The 15710-nt window shown below is 33.6% G+C and carries 24 protein-coding genes; all 24 read right to left on the bottom strand.

Annotated features, from left to right (window positions below; translation table 11 throughout):
- Nucleotides 1-3 precede the first annotated feature (3 nt).
- The 24 genes from NAG76_18555 to NAG76_18670 all read right to left on the bottom strand — a co-directional run bounded on the left by NAG76_18555 (nt 4) and on the right by NAG76_18670 (nt 15684).
- On the bottom strand, nt 4-444 hold the full coding sequence (locus NAG76_18555; GenBank protein URN93809.1) for a GNAT family N-acetyltransferase: 441 nt from the start codon (nt 442-444) through the stop codon (nt 4-6).
- Nucleotides 437-991, bottom strand: a complete 555-nt coding sequence (locus NAG76_18560) for a chloramphenicol phosphotransferase CPT family protein (protein ID URN93810.1) — start codon at nt 989-991, stop codon at nt 437-439. The genes NAG76_18555 and NAG76_18560 overlap by 8 nt, the downstream gene beginning before the upstream one ends.
- Nucleotides 992-1200: 209 nt before the next feature.
- A complete protein-coding gene (locus NAG76_18565) occupies nt 1201-1458 on the bottom strand; it encodes a GNAT family N-acetyltransferase (GenBank protein ID URN93811.1) in 258 nt (85 codons plus the stop codon).
- A 97-nt stretch (nt 1459-1555) separates the two neighbouring features.
- The gene (locus tag NAG76_18570) at nt 1556-1912 is read right to left on the bottom strand and encodes a hypothetical protein (GenBank protein ID URN93812.1); all 357 of its coding nucleotides are present in this window, start codon (nt 1910-1912) and stop codon (nt 1556-1558) included.
- Nucleotides 1885-2271, bottom strand: coding sequence for a hypothetical protein (locus NAG76_18575; protein URN93813.1), 387 nt, complete (start codon nt 2269-2271; stop codon nt 1885-1887). The genes NAG76_18570 and NAG76_18575 overlap by 28 nt, the downstream gene beginning before the upstream one ends.
- A 118-nt stretch (nt 2272-2389) precedes the next feature.
- Nucleotides 2390-2599: a hypothetical protein gene (locus NAG76_18580; GenBank protein URN93814.1), complete on the bottom strand. Its 210-nt coding sequence runs from the start codon at nt 2597-2599 to the stop codon at nt 2390-2392.
- Between the two features lie 228 nt (nt 2600-2827).
- Nucleotides 2828-3217 carry a VOC family protein gene (locus NAG76_18585; GenBank protein URN93815.1) on the bottom strand — a complete coding sequence of 130 codons (390 nt, stop codon included), beginning with the start codon at nt 3215-3217 and terminating at the stop codon, nt 2828-2830.
- 370 nt (nt 3218-3587) lie between these two features.
- Nucleotides 3588-4448 (bottom strand): NAD(P)-dependent oxidoreductase, encoded by an 861-nt coding sequence (locus NAG76_18590; GenBank protein ID URN93816.1) that lies wholly within the window; start codon nt 4446-4448, stop codon nt 3588-3590.
- A gap of 87 nt (nt 4449-4535) precedes the next feature.
- A complete protein-coding gene (locus NAG76_18595) occupies nt 4536-4994 on the bottom strand; it encodes a DUF4279 domain-containing protein (GenBank protein ID URN93817.1) in 459 nt (152 codons plus the stop codon).
- Nucleotides 4995-5035: 41 nt separating this feature from the next.
- On the bottom strand, nt 5036-5287 hold the full coding sequence (locus NAG76_18600; GenBank protein ID URN93818.1) for a hypothetical protein: 252 nt from the start codon (nt 5285-5287) through the stop codon (nt 5036-5038).
- Nucleotides 5288-5489: 202 nt separating this feature from the next.
- A complete protein-coding gene (locus NAG76_18605; protein ID URN93819.1) occupies nt 5490-6029 on the bottom strand; it encodes a histidine phosphatase family protein in 540 nt (179 codons plus the stop codon).
- Nucleotides 6030-6211: 182 nt separating this feature from the next.
- The gene (locus NAG76_18610; protein ID URN93820.1) at nt 6212-6970 is read right to left on the bottom strand and encodes a methyltransferase domain-containing protein; all 759 of its coding nucleotides are present in this window, start codon (nt 6968-6970) and stop codon (nt 6212-6214) included.
- A gap of 185 nt (nt 6971-7155) precedes the next feature.
- Nucleotides 7156-7788, bottom strand: coding sequence for an aminopeptidase P family protein (locus tag NAG76_18615; protein URN93821.1), 633 nt, complete (start codon nt 7786-7788; stop codon nt 7156-7158).
- Between the two features lie 588 nt (nt 7789-8376).
- On the bottom strand, nt 8377-9021 hold the full coding sequence (locus tag NAG76_18620) for an NUDIX domain-containing protein (GenBank protein URN93822.1): 645 nt from the start codon (nt 9019-9021) through the stop codon (nt 8377-8379).
- A 303-nt stretch (nt 9022-9324) separates the two neighbouring features.
- On the bottom strand, nt 9325-9744 hold the full coding sequence (locus NAG76_18625) for an HIT family protein (GenBank protein ID URN93823.1): 420 nt from the start codon (nt 9742-9744) through the stop codon (nt 9325-9327).
- Nucleotides 9745-10255: 511 nt separating this feature from the next.
- Nucleotides 10256-10414, bottom strand: coding sequence for a hypothetical protein (locus NAG76_18630; GenBank protein ID URN93824.1), 159 nt, complete (start codon nt 10412-10414; stop codon nt 10256-10258).
- A 176-nt stretch (nt 10415-10590) separates the two neighbouring features.
- Nucleotides 10591-11061, bottom strand: coding sequence for a DUF1572 domain-containing protein (locus NAG76_18635; protein ID URN93825.1), 471 nt, complete (start codon nt 11059-11061; stop codon nt 10591-10593).
- Between the two features lie 179 nt (nt 11062-11240).
- Nucleotides 11241-11918 (bottom strand): class I SAM-dependent methyltransferase, encoded by a 678-nt coding sequence (locus tag NAG76_18640; protein URN93826.1) that lies wholly within the window; start codon nt 11916-11918, stop codon nt 11241-11243.
- A 241-nt stretch (nt 11919-12159) separates the two neighbouring features.
- The gene (locus NAG76_18645; GenBank protein ID URN93827.1) at nt 12160-12438 is read right to left on the bottom strand and encodes a hypothetical protein; all 279 of its coding nucleotides are present in this window, start codon (nt 12436-12438) and stop codon (nt 12160-12162) included.
- Nucleotides 12439-12689: 251 nt separating this feature from the next.
- Nucleotides 12690-13232 carry an orotate phosphoribosyltransferase gene (pyrE, locus tag NAG76_18650; GenBank protein ID URN93828.1) on the bottom strand — a complete coding sequence of 181 codons (543 nt, stop codon included), beginning with the start codon at nt 13230-13232 and terminating at the stop codon, nt 12690-12692.
- A gap of 194 nt (nt 13233-13426) precedes the next feature.
- Nucleotides 13427-13900, bottom strand: a complete 474-nt coding sequence (locus NAG76_18655; protein URN93829.1) for a hypothetical protein — start codon at nt 13898-13900, stop codon at nt 13427-13429.
- Between the two features lie 132 nt (nt 13901-14032).
- Nucleotides 14033-14575 carry a hypothetical protein gene (locus NAG76_18660; GenBank protein ID URN93830.1) on the bottom strand — a complete coding sequence of 181 codons (543 nt, stop codon included), beginning with the start codon at nt 14573-14575 and terminating at the stop codon, nt 14033-14035.
- Nucleotides 14576-14821: 246 nt separating this feature from the next.
- The gene (locus NAG76_18665; GenBank protein ID URN93831.1) at nt 14822-15151 is read right to left on the bottom strand and encodes a hypothetical protein; all 330 of its coding nucleotides are present in this window, start codon (nt 15149-15151) and stop codon (nt 14822-14824) included.
- A 176-nt stretch (nt 15152-15327) separates the two neighbouring features.
- Nucleotides 15328-15684 (bottom strand): hypothetical protein, encoded by a 357-nt coding sequence (locus NAG76_18670; GenBank protein URN93832.1) that lies wholly within the window; start codon nt 15682-15684, stop codon nt 15328-15330.
- Nucleotides 15685-15710: the final 26 nt, after the last annotated feature.

The raw sequence follows: 15710 nt of genomic DNA on the forward strand, positions 1-15710 counted from the left end.
ATTCTAAGTAAAACTATACTTCACTAGAATCTCCCCCCACGGTGCCAAACCTACTTCCTGAAATCCTACCTTCTCATAAAACTTTTTTGCAGAATCATTTTCCGGGTTATAACCTAGCATTAAAATATCGGTTCGATCATCCTTCATTTCTACATCATTAATAATAAGTTTCATTGCTTTCTTGCCATATCCACGACCTTGAAATTGGTTATCGATCATAAATCTGTAAATCCAATAATTACTGTCTTCAGGAGCTTTGCCATACATTGCGAAACCGACAAGTATTTCCTCAAAATAAATTGATTTAGTTACAAAGTCAGGTAAAAAATGTGCCTCTGCGATCGAATATAGATTAGATGCAATAAATCTCTGTTGTTCTTGTTTAGGTTTCAAATCAATACATTCTTCCCAATTGCTTTGATCTATAGATCTTAAACTAATCAAATTCTGATTTCTCCCATATTAGAATAGAATGTTTCTTTTTGAATAATGATGTGATGATAATTTCTGCACATTCGTCTGGTGTATTCAAACTCGTATCGACTGAGCAACTATAACTAATGTTTTGTGACATTATTTTATATTGCTCATCTGATTGATCTACTCTTCTGTCACCACGTTCTATATTTCGCTTTCGACAAAGATCTAATGGACAAAATACCTCAACTATTTCTAATGGAAATCCCTCAAATATTTCTTTGACTTTTTCATAATGTGGCTTTAACTCAGGCCTTTCAACAAGCATCCCATCGATTAAAACATTCTTTCCACTATCGGAGAATAATTTAGCTGTGTGATACATCATAATGATTACCTCACTTAAATACTTCCAATAGTCTGTCTGCAAATGTTTATCACCAATCGTATTTTCAAAAAGATCATTTGCAACAACATAAAAAAAGGGTTCAGAGTAAGATTGCATGGCTTCCACTATTGAAGTTTTACCTGAACTTGTTATACCATTCAAAAATATAATTGTTCCTTTATCCATTTTCATCCTCTTTCTTACTACTCAATAATAGTCATCAAATGACAATGCGTAGGCGTAGCGTGAATGCTGTGATAAGCCAAGTCGTTTGGCCTACTAGCATTATTTTATACTTTATTAAATCTCATCCCTGGTGAATGATCTGGTCGTCTTTCAAATCCGTGGTTTTCATAAAATCTATACTTATCTTTTGCTGAAAATAACTGAATCATTTAAATATCATGGTTCTTACATTTCGTTATTAACTTTTGTAGCAATTCAGATCCTATTCCATGTCTTTGATACTCTGGTAATATAATTACATCACAAATTAATGCATGTAATTCTCCATCTGATAATACTCTACCAAATCCGATTATTTCATTTTCTTTTGAGTAAACACTTATACTATACCAGCTATTCTCAAGAGAATTGCTTAAAGAAGACTTCCCTTTATCTAGTATTCCTTGCCATTCCGTGCTTTCTATCATTTTTTCCTCAACACTTATGTCTCCTTCTAGTCTCACAACCCTACATGATAATGCTGACAATCATTCTTCATGTAACGCCCTACTTCTGTCTCTTTTCCTACACTATCATCCTTATGTCTTTCGGTATCGATATGTATATCACTAAATTAAAATACGGAATAAAGATATCTCCCCATCCACATAATGATCCTGATAATACCCACTTACTATGACTTTGAAGGCTCTTCTGAAGTAAATTAACTCTATCTTCAATCGCTCTAACTTTCGTAAATGCTACTTCTGCTGGTAGCCAATAATAGTCATCAATATCAAAATGTTGATATCCATCTCTATCCGCCATCGCTTTAGCTAATGTGCTAGTTCCCGAGCAAGATACCCCTAGAATATGAATTCTATTGATTAAGTCTTTTCTCCGCCCATTAGGAGTCAGAAGTGATTTATTGTAGTAATGCAAAAGTAAGGAATAACCCCATTTTTATTGCATTTTTCATTAACTTCAAAATTTGTTCTTATAATCTCTTCTTTTGCTTTTTCAGATGTTCTCTTAACATACTGTTTCCATGATTCAAACATCTTCCTTTTCATTACATCAACAGTTGTGTATAGTTCTGACTCTCCATCAATTTCTATTATGCCGCTTATCTGACCTTGTGGGTATAAAAACCATATTTCCCAACCTATCGTTGCTCTTTGTTGTGCAATTATTAAATCGATTGCCGTTAAAATGTCTTCACACCTTAAGACAACCTCAGTTGAAGACAGTGATTTTTCTTTTAATGATTGTGGCAATAAATCGATATCTATTTTATGCATAAATTTTAATACTCCTTAGTTAATATCGAATTTGAATTCAAGTTATCATCCGGCTGTACGTACCTTCAAACAGTACCAGCAAATAGGAAATATATTGAGAGAGATTTCAATATATTTCCTATTTGTTTTGGTTCACACTATCAGGTGTAACTAATTTTAAAGAAAAAATATGCCCACAGTCTTTACATGCATTCGCCAGTATAAGGGAATAATTTTTAGTGAATGGCATTTTTTTGAATGAGGTTATCGTTGTAAATACTACACCTGCAAAACCAGTCGTAAGCTTACCTTCAATAACATTAATTGAATCACATTTCTCACATTTCATTCTATAATCTCCCTTGCAGTAGATTTATCCTTAACTAACAATGATAGTTAATCCTCAGACAAGTATATAGAATTCTTGATATTTCTACTCTATTAAACGCATCAGTCACCAAGGCGAAGCCACCGTGTGAATCTTATGTTATTGGATAACAATTCCTTCTTCGAAAGATCCAACATTACTTACTATTTTAAAATGAATTATTTTCTTAATTATTGCTTGAAAACTTGTTTATTCCTTAACATTAAAACATGTACAAATCATAATAATATTTCCATCCGGATCCTTAAAAGTGAATTCTGATAAGTCTGGAAAGCTTTGAATCTCTTGTACAATTTCTATACCCCGTTGATTTACAAATTGATATGCAGCATCTATATCTTCGGTGTTCAAGTTGAATAATGGCTGATTCTGTGGAACGAATACATAATTGTCATCAAAACAATGATCATCAAGAGTTAAACCCGGTCGCCCTTCACCCATTTCAAATGTATAAATGGGTCCTTGAACTTCGCCTTTAACTTCCAAGCCCAAAAGGTTACTATACCATTCAACTGATTTCTCTAAATCCGTTACATGCACAAAGATAGTATCAACTCTATTTGCTATTGGACTATTCATAATATACCGACCTCCAAGTTTAACGATATTGTTTATTAATAATTGCACTGATTCTTGTTAACATTCAGGTATTCATGAACTTCCATGTGAAGTTGTCAGACTTAGATGACCTCTTTGAATTTCCTCTGCTGATCAAGACGTTACCGCAACTTCATCTGATATATCAATTCTCGGAAAACTACGACACTATCAAAGTTTTCATGTTACTATTGCATTCTTTTTTGGAATTAAACTTTGCTTATTCAATTTGAAGTAAAGTTTTATCTAAGGTGAAGTTATTTTTGCGTATACTTTGTAAAATCTATATTGATTTCCAATTACATTTTTGCACATAACATATCTGTATCCATTCGAAGGTAATTCGTAATTCTTATAGTTGTTTAATGCTATCAATAAAGCCATTCCTCCAAGTAGGATAAAGCGGTTTCCAGCCATATTCCTGACGAGCTTTTCTGTTCGATGCCCCTCGCTCCCAACCTTTTCTATCCAAAAGATTTTCAGGCGTAGGTGCACCTAATTCTTTAGCATAAACCGGGACCCAGTCCAAACCTTTTGCCGGCTCATCGTCAACAATATTAACTGCACCCGATGGCCAACTTAATGCTGAAACTGCTGCTTGAGCGGCATCCTCAACGTGAATGAACGAAGTAATTCCTTCGCTTGCAGGAAACTGCCTTTGAAAAAGTTGTTTTGCCATAAAACCATTACTCTCGAACCAAGTATCTGGACCGTAGAACATTCCATAGCGTAGAATTACATGATGTGGCAACTCAGTCACAGTTCGCTCCAATTCAAAAATACCGTCAATCGTAGTTTTTCGAGGTTCTTCGGCAAGGACATGCAGAGCTTCCTCTTCAAATGCTAGTTCTTCCCCGGGCTCATACGCCCAGGAAATGCTCTGAGCAATAATACGTTTAACGCCAACATTTAAAGCGGCATCAACCAAATTACGCGTGCCATCTATGCGAATTTTAGTATTCTCTGAAAAGTTCCTATTACTCAACGAAGTTAATTGATGAATTATGACATCTGGTTGTGATTCTTCTAACGCAGATATTATTTCCTCACGATCAAAGACATTAGCAATTAACGCATTTGCTCCTATATTCTCGATAATGGATTTATTACTAGCGTTTTGGGTCAATCCAAATACTTCATGACCTTCAAGTATTAATTTTGGAAGTAACAAACGACCAACAACTCCAGTTGCACCAGCTACTAAAATTTTCATAAACCGGTTCCTCCTAATCTCAAAATACACCATCAAAATATTGTTGAGTAAAATATTTGATTGATTCTTCCTGTTCTAACTCTACTTCTATCTTGTCAATTCAAAATCTGATTTATATGGATTTGCATAGAGATCAAAGTGAATTTCTGCTCCTAACTGATATGCCATTTTTACAAATTCATGGCTTATCCCGACTACAGGAGTTTCTCCATTATTCATTTTTATCACAATCATAAATAAACATTTTAAATTATATTCCTCGCAAAAGTTGGTAATTAACTCTTCTTTATTTTTTAATTGTATTAAAACTTTGTTTATTTGCTCTTCCAATTCATATGTTTCTTCATAATCTGTTCCTAATTCCCAAGACGTTTCTTTCCTGAATCTTCTTCCTTCATAATGGTAATGAGGACTTGGTTTTACTAATATTTCATCACCTTTTTTATATGATTCCGTAGGTTCTAGTTCCAAAATATCGGAAAGTTCCTTTATCGGAAAACTCTCGCCATAAATACTTAAATAAACTTTAGCATTTGTATTTTCCAAACAACTCACCTCACCTAGTAAAACGCGTATGCTTTTCTGGATTAACTTCGATAATTATTCTTCTCTGATTCTTTTCTTTTATAATAATCCCAATATGAATATCCAACTAATAAAGCTCCTGGACCAAATATAGTAATAATATTTGTTGAAATTCCATATGCAAGAAAATACAATAAACACCATAAACCAATTAGAATAATTCTTAGTAATATCCTATCTTGATATTTCTCTTTTTTATTTAATACGCTACTAACAACCATTCCTATTATCAATGTATTTATTATTTGTATCATTTGTCCTCCGGATAATTTTGAATTTGATGTATTTTATGAAAACACATTTCTCAATCCTCTCGCATAACTTTGAGGTATTCACTTACTTGCGCAGCAAGTTCGTCACTGATTCTGTTACTACTGCCAAAAGCATCAAAGTGACCAAGGCGCAGCCGACGCTTGAATAATGTGTTATGTGCTGTTGTCCTACTTCATTGATCAACTAGAGTAAATGATTAAGTCTAATTCCATTTTGTTCAACTTCCAAACAATAGATTTCTGGATTTTTCATAGCTTGCCAATCTTTAAATCCAAATGTTTGATTATACTGCATTATTATTAGTGAAAGTAATGCTCCATGTGTTACTAAGATGACATTATTTTCACGCATCTCAACTATTTCATTTATTAATTGAATACCTCTTTTTATCGCTTCGCTTGATGATTCACCGCCTTCAAACTTTAATTCTAGGTCTTCATAGGTTTCTTCTAGTTTTATTAGCCAATCTTCAAGATTAGATGTACTCAAAACTCGTTCCATTAGTCGTTCATCTATCTTAATTTCTGTATTACTGATTATTGAATAAGGCTTTATTGTATCTATTGCCCTTAAATAAGGACTTGATATAATCTTTTCAATCCTCTTACCCATAAAAAAATCTACTATGAGACTCGAAGCATCTTTACTACCCTCTTCAGTTAAAGGAGATTCTGGTTGTTGACCAACTGCTTTGCAATGTCTAACAAGATAAATCTTCTTCATTGTTCAACTTCCTTTCATAAGTTTCAGGCAATGGCTTGTTACGTTCAGGTAATCACGTACGTTGTCACTGATATAACCACTCTACCAAAATTATCATAGTGACCGAGGAGCGTATGCATTGATGCGTTAATGCTGTGTTATAAGTTGTCCCCGCCTTCTTCGAGCCACAAAAATACTGTGTTTTATGGAATTAGAGGAGATTGATGTTCATTTATTTTATCAGCTACAATTGTATAAAATGCTGGTACACCACTATTAATGTGATGCGGCTCCTCTTCTAATTTCCTTAAAATCATGTTCTTTTCTGCTAATGTAGATAGAATTTCACCCATCGTCCATTTTCTCAAAAGAACTTTTGGTAGGTCTTTACGATCTTCTTCTGAAAGAATATCTGAAAAAGCTATCTTTTCTTCAACAAGATTTGAATCAAAATAATTAGAACTTTTGCTTGTAAAAGGATGAAAATCCGTCAAAATCAGTCGACCATTGTTTCTTAGTAAGTTATTTACCAACTCAAAAATAGGTTCTAAATTAGAAAAGTAATGTAAAACACCAAATTCCATAAGAACCAAATCATAATTTCTAAGATTATTCTCAGCTGGTATATTTAAAACATCTGACAAAATATAATTAAGTTTCACATTAGCATAACGAGCAACTTCGGAAGCATATTTTTGGTTCTCTTTAGAAATATCAACAATAGTGACATCTGCACCAAGCAACGCTAATGGAATTGCCTTGCTTCCTGCTGATCCAAGAAGATTAATAATTCTCATTCCATTTGGGTCACCAATATACTTTATCCATCTACGAAGCTTATGTTTCCCATTAAGCTTTAGTTTTTCTGCTTGTGCTTCAGGATGTCCGAATTGAATCGTCCATGCTTCATAAGCTTTTGTATTCCATGCTTTGCTATTAATAGTCGTTTGTTTATCTTGCATTAGACACCTCATTCTATTTTAGGATTTTGCAGGGAGCTCTTATAACGATTAGGTATTCACGAACTTGCGCAGCAAGTTGTCAGACTGCAATCACATCTTGAAACTCTTCTGCTGACCAAGGCGTAGCCGCTGCGTGAATACTGATTAATGTGATGTTATTGCCTTCTAGTTTTACTTTCAAAATTCTATAATACTATTACATTCTCAAACTTTGCCCCGTACCCATTCTTCCCTATATGAGGCTCAATCGCCCATTTCTTCCCCTTAAGAGAAAGATCATTATTTTCGGGATATATATATATTCTTTTATCATGATTAGAAAAGTTTTCTATTGTATGTCCAATATTTCCATTTGGATCTAACAATGTATATCCTTTGTGTTCTATTAATTCTGTACAAAATTCAAATAATTCTCCCACTGTATTAACTTTATTCGAAAACTCATATGTCAATTCAAAAATTTGTTTAGCATCTTCAATCAACTTCTGGAATTCTTCGTTTTTTCCTACAAGTATCGTTTCTGAGTAATCTCCCCACATTCCATTCAGCATAGGACTATAATCTACTAAGACAATATCATTCACTTTCAGATATACTTCTTCTGAAGGTAAATGGTCTCCGCGAGTGCAAAAAATAGTATTTTCATTAAAGTTTACAAGCATCGGATACCATAGTGATTCAGCACCTAAAGAACGCATTATTTCTTCACACTTATCAGCAAATTCTTTTTCAGATATCCCTGGTTTTAGATATTGTTTCGAATTCTGACATGCAACTATAGCAAGCTCTTGCGCATCTATTGATTTAATTAGTCTCATTCCTTTGCAGTGATTTCATATAACGTTCAGGTATTCACTAACTTGTGCAGCAAGTTGTCAGCCAGCATTCATATCCTGAATTTCCTCTGCTGACCAAGGGCGAATGCCCGCCGCGTGAATCTTATGTTATTTGATGCATTCGACTTCTTAGCATCACTTAAAAATGCCAAATGTTTCCACGCTTACTTTAAGTTATTGCAACTTGGATGTACTTGTCGTTTATATGGTTTGTTATTTTTGTTTTTAACAATGAAGTTCTTTGTTGGATCTCCAACTTGTGCGGCTCATGATGCGAGGAGTAAAATACTTAATATAGTAATTAGGTTAGATTTTCTATCTTCTTATTACAACGATGCAGGATCAAATATTGTTACAAATTATATCCTGCTAATATTAGCGCTTATTCCAATGGTTTTACGATTCCGTATGTTACAGTTAACGTTCAGAGATTCACAAACTTCTGAAGGAATTTGTCACTTGAATCTACTACTCTGACAAAGACATCACAGTGAACATGGCGGAGCCGCCGCGTGAATACTGTGTTATAGGAGGTCAACGCCTTCTTCGAAACATCTAACTATTTTCAATTTATCTCAAAAGATTTTCCTTGTTTTCTAGAATATCCTTGATTTTATTAACTAATAATTGATAAAAGGTTACATCATGAGGGACAAACTGAGCCCTGCCAGCAACTTCCTTCACTTTGATTTTATTTCCATTACCATCCATGAAGAACCCATGAATATCAATTTGATTTGTTTTGTTCATCCACAAATCAAAAAAATCATAGAATTGTGCAATAAATATGCCGGAAACTTCTTCTTCTTGTAGAAGAAAGTCATCAATAGACCCGTTGTACTCATGTAAATAAACATGAGCCAATTCTTTGTCAATAATTTTACTATTAGCTACAACATAATCCATGACTCCCAATGGAATTAGATCATGAAAACTAACATCAATACCAGTCTCCTCTTTTACCTCTCTTATTCCATCCTCAACAGTTTCGTTTGATAATAAATGACCTGCGGCTGTAATATCTAGGAGATTAGGGTAATCCCGTTTATGTTCACTTCGTAATTGAAAATAGATATAATCGTTGTTCACATCTCTGTTAATGAACCAGCAATGAAATGTTTCATGCCAATAACCATATTTATGAACATCTACACGAGTTGCCACACCAATTGGAACTCTATCATCGTCAAATATATTTAAAAGTTCTGAATCCATCTAAACATCCTCCTCTTCGTTAAATTAGTGCAATTTAGTAAGCATTTCTACCTTATACTTGCTTTGATTTACTATAACGTTCAGGTATTCACGAACTTCCCTAGGTAGTTGTCACATGAATTAACTCCATTGCTAAATGCCTCAGAGTGACCAAGGCGTATGACCGATGCGTGAATACTGTGTTATAGGAAGTCTGTGCCTTCCTTGAAACAACATTCAAATTCATTATTTTATTGTAAGGTTATGTTAAATCTTAATGTTGATTTTCAGTGAAAGTATAAACCGCCCTAGTCAAAGTACCGACTAGAGTAGTTCACTTAAAACCTTAATGATTTTTTCCTTAGTTTGTGGTAATCGATTTTCAGCACCATCTGGATATAAAGGTTCACCCCAGGTAAATCCATCGCCTTCGTATCTTGGAATGAGATGCATATGATAATGTGCCAAATCATTGAATTTCCCACCGTCTTGACTCATTCTAATACCATCAGGCTTATACAAGCATTTTAAGACAGTTGAAATGATTTTAGAGGCGTCCATTATGCTGTAAGTGGTATCTTGCTCGATTTCATCGATATCCAAGTAGTGTTTTTTTGGAAGAATTAGCGTATGCCCTTCATTAAACGGAGCAATGTCAAGTACACAAGTAATAAGTTCGTTCTCAAATATAATATTCAGATTTGGTTCAATTCCATTTGCAATCCTACATCCCAAGCATTCCATATGGTAGTGCCACCTCACTTTAAAAGAAGTTTTGTTGTTATATACGTGTGAATATTCGATTACACTAATAGATTCTCCTACCAAATAGCTCAACAGTATGCCATTCGAATAACAACATTCAAAAATAATAGAGTCTATTGTAATGTAAACCCATTTAGATACTTAGACATTATTTCATTTGAGATACCTATAGCTTCGGTTCTGTCTAGGGCTGGTGCAGTGACCATCAAACCATTCACAGCAGACCAACCACCTAGATTATCATTCTTTATTTCCAAAAGTGCTATGGTAAGCTTGTCAATTGATTTATTAAAGTACACAGTACCGAGTGGGTAATGATGTGGTTCGCCATTCTCAACATATTGATAAATAATCAAACCACTGTTGTCTTTACGTAAAACAACTTCTAATTGTCTATAGATTTCAGGAACTGGAACATAAACATCCTCTATATCTATTATTCCCTTAAATCTCCTGTTATCGGGAAAAGTCTTATAAATCTTTCCGCGGACTAGAACCCACCTTGTTGTTCAAATTCAATATTATCCATCCCCAGACTGTATTTGAACCCGTCAACTTCCATAAGAATTTCCTTTGGATAGTAGAAAGTAATAGTAAATAGTATTACAAATATTCCAACAACTAATATAGATTTGATTAATTTCCTCATTGCATCACTCCAGAGTATTGATTATTACACAGATTTCCGATAACGTTCAGGTATTCACGAACTTCCGCAGGAAGTTGTCACTGATTCTACTACTCTGTCAGATGCATCAAAGTGACCAAGGCAGAGCCGCTGCGTGAATACTGTGTTATCGGATGTTATCGTCTTCTTCGATTTATCTACACTGATGTTGATTTATATTCTTTCTGTTTACATTGTTTTGTAATATACAATATCTGTCCCATATGCTCCGAATAATGGGTAGCACACTGATGTAGCATATCCAAATTTGATCGTTCTTTCCCTCTGACTATTTGTTTCCCATCGAACTTCTCATCTGGTAAGTGCTTTATTATTCCTATTACATACTCCATATTGGTATTGATTAGTTTTTCTGCTGCTATTTTTGTCATGAATGTCTTTAGGAATTCCTTATCACGATCTCTATTTATCTCTTCATTACAAATGCCCTTTCTAATCCTTTCTTTAATATTTCCTTCTATATGTCTTAATAAAGTCGGAATATTATGACTTATTTTATCAGGGGACCAGTTTAATTGTTCTTCGCTTAGTTGTTCTATTGCCTTTAAGGTTCGATTTTGTATTTCCTCAAATTTCTTCATGAGCCACTCACGATTAAAATTTTCCATTGATGCCTCCCGAATTAAAATCCTACGATAATTTCATATAACGTTCAGGTATTCATGAACTTGCGCAGCAAGTTGTCAGAAAGCGATAACATCCTGAAATTCCTCTGCTGACCAAGGCGTAGCAGCCGCGTAAATACTGTGTTAGAGGAAGTTGCAGCCTTTCTTGATATACTTAGAGATTAGGCTTTAACAGCCTTCCATATGTATTTTTGTTCTCTTATACCAATTTTATTATCTATCATGTTTTCACTCACTTTTTGCATTAATTGATTCTTATTTTCCGGCAGAGTATAATCCGGATTTCCTGGGATACAAGTTAGAAATTTAGCGTATTCTTCTTCATTCGGATAATAAGATACTGCACTATTGTATTCATGAATTTCTATATCAACAAATCCATTAACATCTAATTTTTGAATGACTTTATCAACACTTACATGTATTCCATATATTATTCCACCCGAACGAAGCACTTTACTGTGTTCAATAATGGATGTAGGGCCTCTTCGGTTATATATCAAATCAAATTGATTGTCCTGAAAAGGAAGTTCTGTCTTGGTTGTCGTATGAATAAAGTTTACATTAGAAACTTTAGATTCTGATAACAATTCATTTGCAATTGTAATGAGTTCAATCGAATTATCAAAACCAATTATTGAATTAGCATACTTCGACATCTTTAATGTAAATTCACCGTGTCCACAACCAGCATCTAAAACTGTACTATATTCAGAAAACATTGTGATTAAATTTTCTTCAAATACTTGCTCACTTGAAACTCCAATTGTTGTCGATATTGCATTATTCTTATATCCGCCATTTCGTTTAGCGATCATGTCATACCATTCCATCCCCATGATTAGCCTCCGTTAAGTTTGGTTTTAATAGATCTTGCAGCCATTTCATCTAACGTTCATGTATTCAAGAACTTCCGCAGGAAGTTGTCACTGAATCAGCTTCTTCTGCCAATAGCATCAAAGTGACCAAGGCGTAGCCGATGTGTGAATACTGTGTTATATGCTGTTGAGGCCATCCTTGATATATCTTAGATATGCTTTAAGTCATTATTATGTTGTATGTTTTTTTATTTATATATTTCTATAACCAGTTTTCATCATTTTTCCAATTTTCTTTAATAAGTTGTGATTCAATCTTTATACGATTCTTTAAGTTGGAATATAATAAAATCACTAATCCTGTAATAAGAGATATACAACTTAAGATAAGAGGACCTGGACCAACATATTCGAGCATAGATTTAAACAAGTCTCTACTCCAAGAACTCATTCCTGATCCATAGATAGCTGCAGATAAATACCAAATTCCATATAAAAATGCTGAGATACAAATAAAAATTATTCCTATTGTGTTTTTCATGATTCCCCCCGTATTGTTTATTATAACTTCTCGTAAATAGATTTAAGTCCTGATATTAAACTAAAACAAAAATGAATAATCATAAAAGATTTCTTGAGCAATCGATTTTGAATGGGTTTCATATTACTAATTGCCCAATTGCATATAACGTTCAGGTATTCACGAACTTGCGCAGCAAGTTGTCACATGAATCTACTACTCTGCCAAAAGCATTACCGTGACCAAGACGCGGTCGTAGCTTGAATACTGTGTTAGGTGATGTGACTGCCTTCTTGAGCTGCTGCCTCAATCAGTTCTTCCATCTTAAATAATGAATGTAATTTGAGTCCTTCTTCTTGTAATTTCTTTCTACCTTCTATATTTCTTTCTATTACGATGATTACATCGGTTACGATTGCTCCTGCTTCTCTCAGGTCCTTTGCACTTAAAATGACTTGTCCACCAGTCGTCACAACATCTTCAATAATGCAAACTTTCTTGCCCTTTACATCAATTCCTTCAGCCAATTTATATGTGCCATATGCCTTAGCCTTTTTTCTTACAAAGGCTACTGGGATATTTGATTTCAAAGAAAGTGCCGTTGCTACTGGCACACCACCAAGCTCAAGTCCCGCGAGTATTTCAGTTCCTTTAGGTATTAACTTTTCAAGCTCCTCTGCAATCTTGGATAATAATTGAGGTTTAGATTCGAATAAGTACTTATCAAAATATTCATTTGAGACTTTACCCGATCTTAAAAGGAACTCGCCAGTCAGATGTGAAATATCATAAATTTCTTTTGCTAAATTCTTCATTTAACTACCTCCATTAATATGTTTATGTACTTGCAGTGATTTCACCTAACGTTCTTGTATTCACGAACCTTGCGCATGCAAAGTTGTCACATGAATCTACTACTTCTGCCAAAAACATCAAAATGACCAAGGTGCAGCCGCCGCATGAATACTGTGTTATCTAAAGTCGAGGGATCCCTGTAATACTTGATACATTACTCTATAATGTATATTTCTAATACTTCTATATGATAGTCTGATAAATGATAAGGTTTTATCCAAATTTCTAATCGGTTCGAATTCTCAATATTAATTATTGAAACTTCCTTTCTTTCATTATCATCTAGCTCATATACTTTTGTTCTCTTAGTGATTTCTACGTGTTTGTATGCCTCCTCACTTCCGTGTTCGAATTGATTATGATATAGATTGAATACTGTTTCTTTAGGACTAAAGTTTTTCAATTGTAAAGTGTAGTTTATTTTCATCTCTTTACCGAACTGTTCTTTTCGTTGATCTACTAAACTAACAAATTCACCTAAATAACGATAAGCTACTTCATTCTCAGTGTTTTTTTCCTGTTTTGTACATGCTGTACTTAACAGAAATACTACTAATAATATTAATAATTTTTTCATTAAAATGTCCTTTCGATTTGCCTCGATTTCAGATAACGTTGAGATATTCACGAACTTCCACAGGAAGTTGTCACTGAATATGCTACTACTGCCAAAAGCATCAAAGTGACCAAGGCGGTTCCGCCGCGGTGAATACTGTGCAATATGATGGGAAAGCCTTCTTGGAATTACTCACACAAAGCTTTATTCAGGTCCTTTGTATATATTGAATTCTTGTTTACTTCCCATTATAGTAAGGGTTAAATTATTATCTTTTATTTCATATTCATAAGGGGGTTCTACGAATGTTGACCATAGTTTTCTGCCATTAATATTCCAACATGCAAGTTCTAGTTCGGCACTCATAATTATTACATCCCTACTCCTTCTCCATCCCAAAAACCCAAAATCTGCTTTATCAATTCCAATTCTTGTTGAATTCTCAAAATCATAAATAATTAAGCGCTCACCTGCTCCAATAAATAATAAGTTTGTTTCTGGTGCTACTAGAAAACCAGGAACAAATCCAGATGAATAAAGTGAAAATTTCATATTAAGCAAAATATGAGTGGAACTATCAGAATTGCTAGTAATATAACAAATTAAAAAGTAATCATATTCTTCATCATAATCAATCTCTTCGAAAAGAATTGCTACTTTTTTATAATCATCATAAAGAGGTGGGAACTCATTTATTGAAAAAGTAATATTAATTTCATTAATATAGTAAGATATCAGTATTTTCACCTCGAATAATTGATTGCATTCCTTTAATATAACGTTCAGGTATTCACGAACTTCCGCAGGAAGTTGTCAGACAGCAATTGCATCCTGAATTTCCTCTGCTGACCAAGGCGTAGTCGCCGCGTGAATACTGTGTTATGTGAAGGATCATTGTTTTAATTCTATATTTGTTAATAACTAAATAATAAATGATTTATATCTCTCAGTTATTACAAGCTGTGATTATTTATTACAACATTAAACTTTGAATTACTTTTCTTTAAATCTTTCAATTATCATTACCCATGTACTCGGTCCTCCTTCTTGAGGATGCATAGATATAACAACTACTAACGTTATTATTATGAATATCAACCATATCAATATATTTATTGAAAACTTTCGCTTCATATTCTTAAGTCTAAAATTCATAGCATAAATAAAAAACATAATAATAATAGAATTAATTATCAATGTCATTGGAACGCTTAGAATACGACCTAATCCTGTCATAGGAAAATAATAAATCATTAAATTAATAAAAATAACAGTTGGTATTATTGAAACAATGAATACTATCAAACTTTGTTTTTTATTCATTTTATTCCTCCATGAATAGCTCCTATCTTTCCTATAACGTTATTGTATTCACGAACTTCCGCAGGAAGTTGTCAGATAGCGATCACATCCTGAATTTCCTCTACTGACCAAGGCGTAGCCGCAGCGTGAATAATGTGTTATATGATGCCAGTGCCTTCATTGACCATCTATAATACTCATTGTTTTTTTGAGACTTGTATCTCCTTAGCATATATCGTTAACAATGAATTAGTTCCCCACGAACTTATAAAGGAGTACTTCTTACTGTCTTTTATTTCTTCCTCAGTTACTAAATCATCGTTTATAGAATCAGTGAATTCTGTTCTAAAATCTTCATTGTTATCTGTCTTTAAATGTTCAATGTCATTACCAATTGATCTGTTATCAATCATTCTTATGTAGTCAGTAAATTGAATTAAGAGTATTTGATCGTTCCATGTTTTATAGGTTATTTTTACATTTTCATTCATATGTTCTATTTTAATTATTTCTCCGTCTGCTAAAGAGATATCTAATAAATGAGTAATTATCATTCATTAACTCCTTTCTAATAAGATTT

Source organism: Candidatus Pristimantibacillus lignocellulolyticus (genome assembly GCA_023639215.1).
GTDB classification, from domain to species: Bacteria; Bacillota; Bacilli; order Paenibacillales; family Paenibacillaceae; genus Pristimantibacillus; species Pristimantibacillus lignocellulolyticus.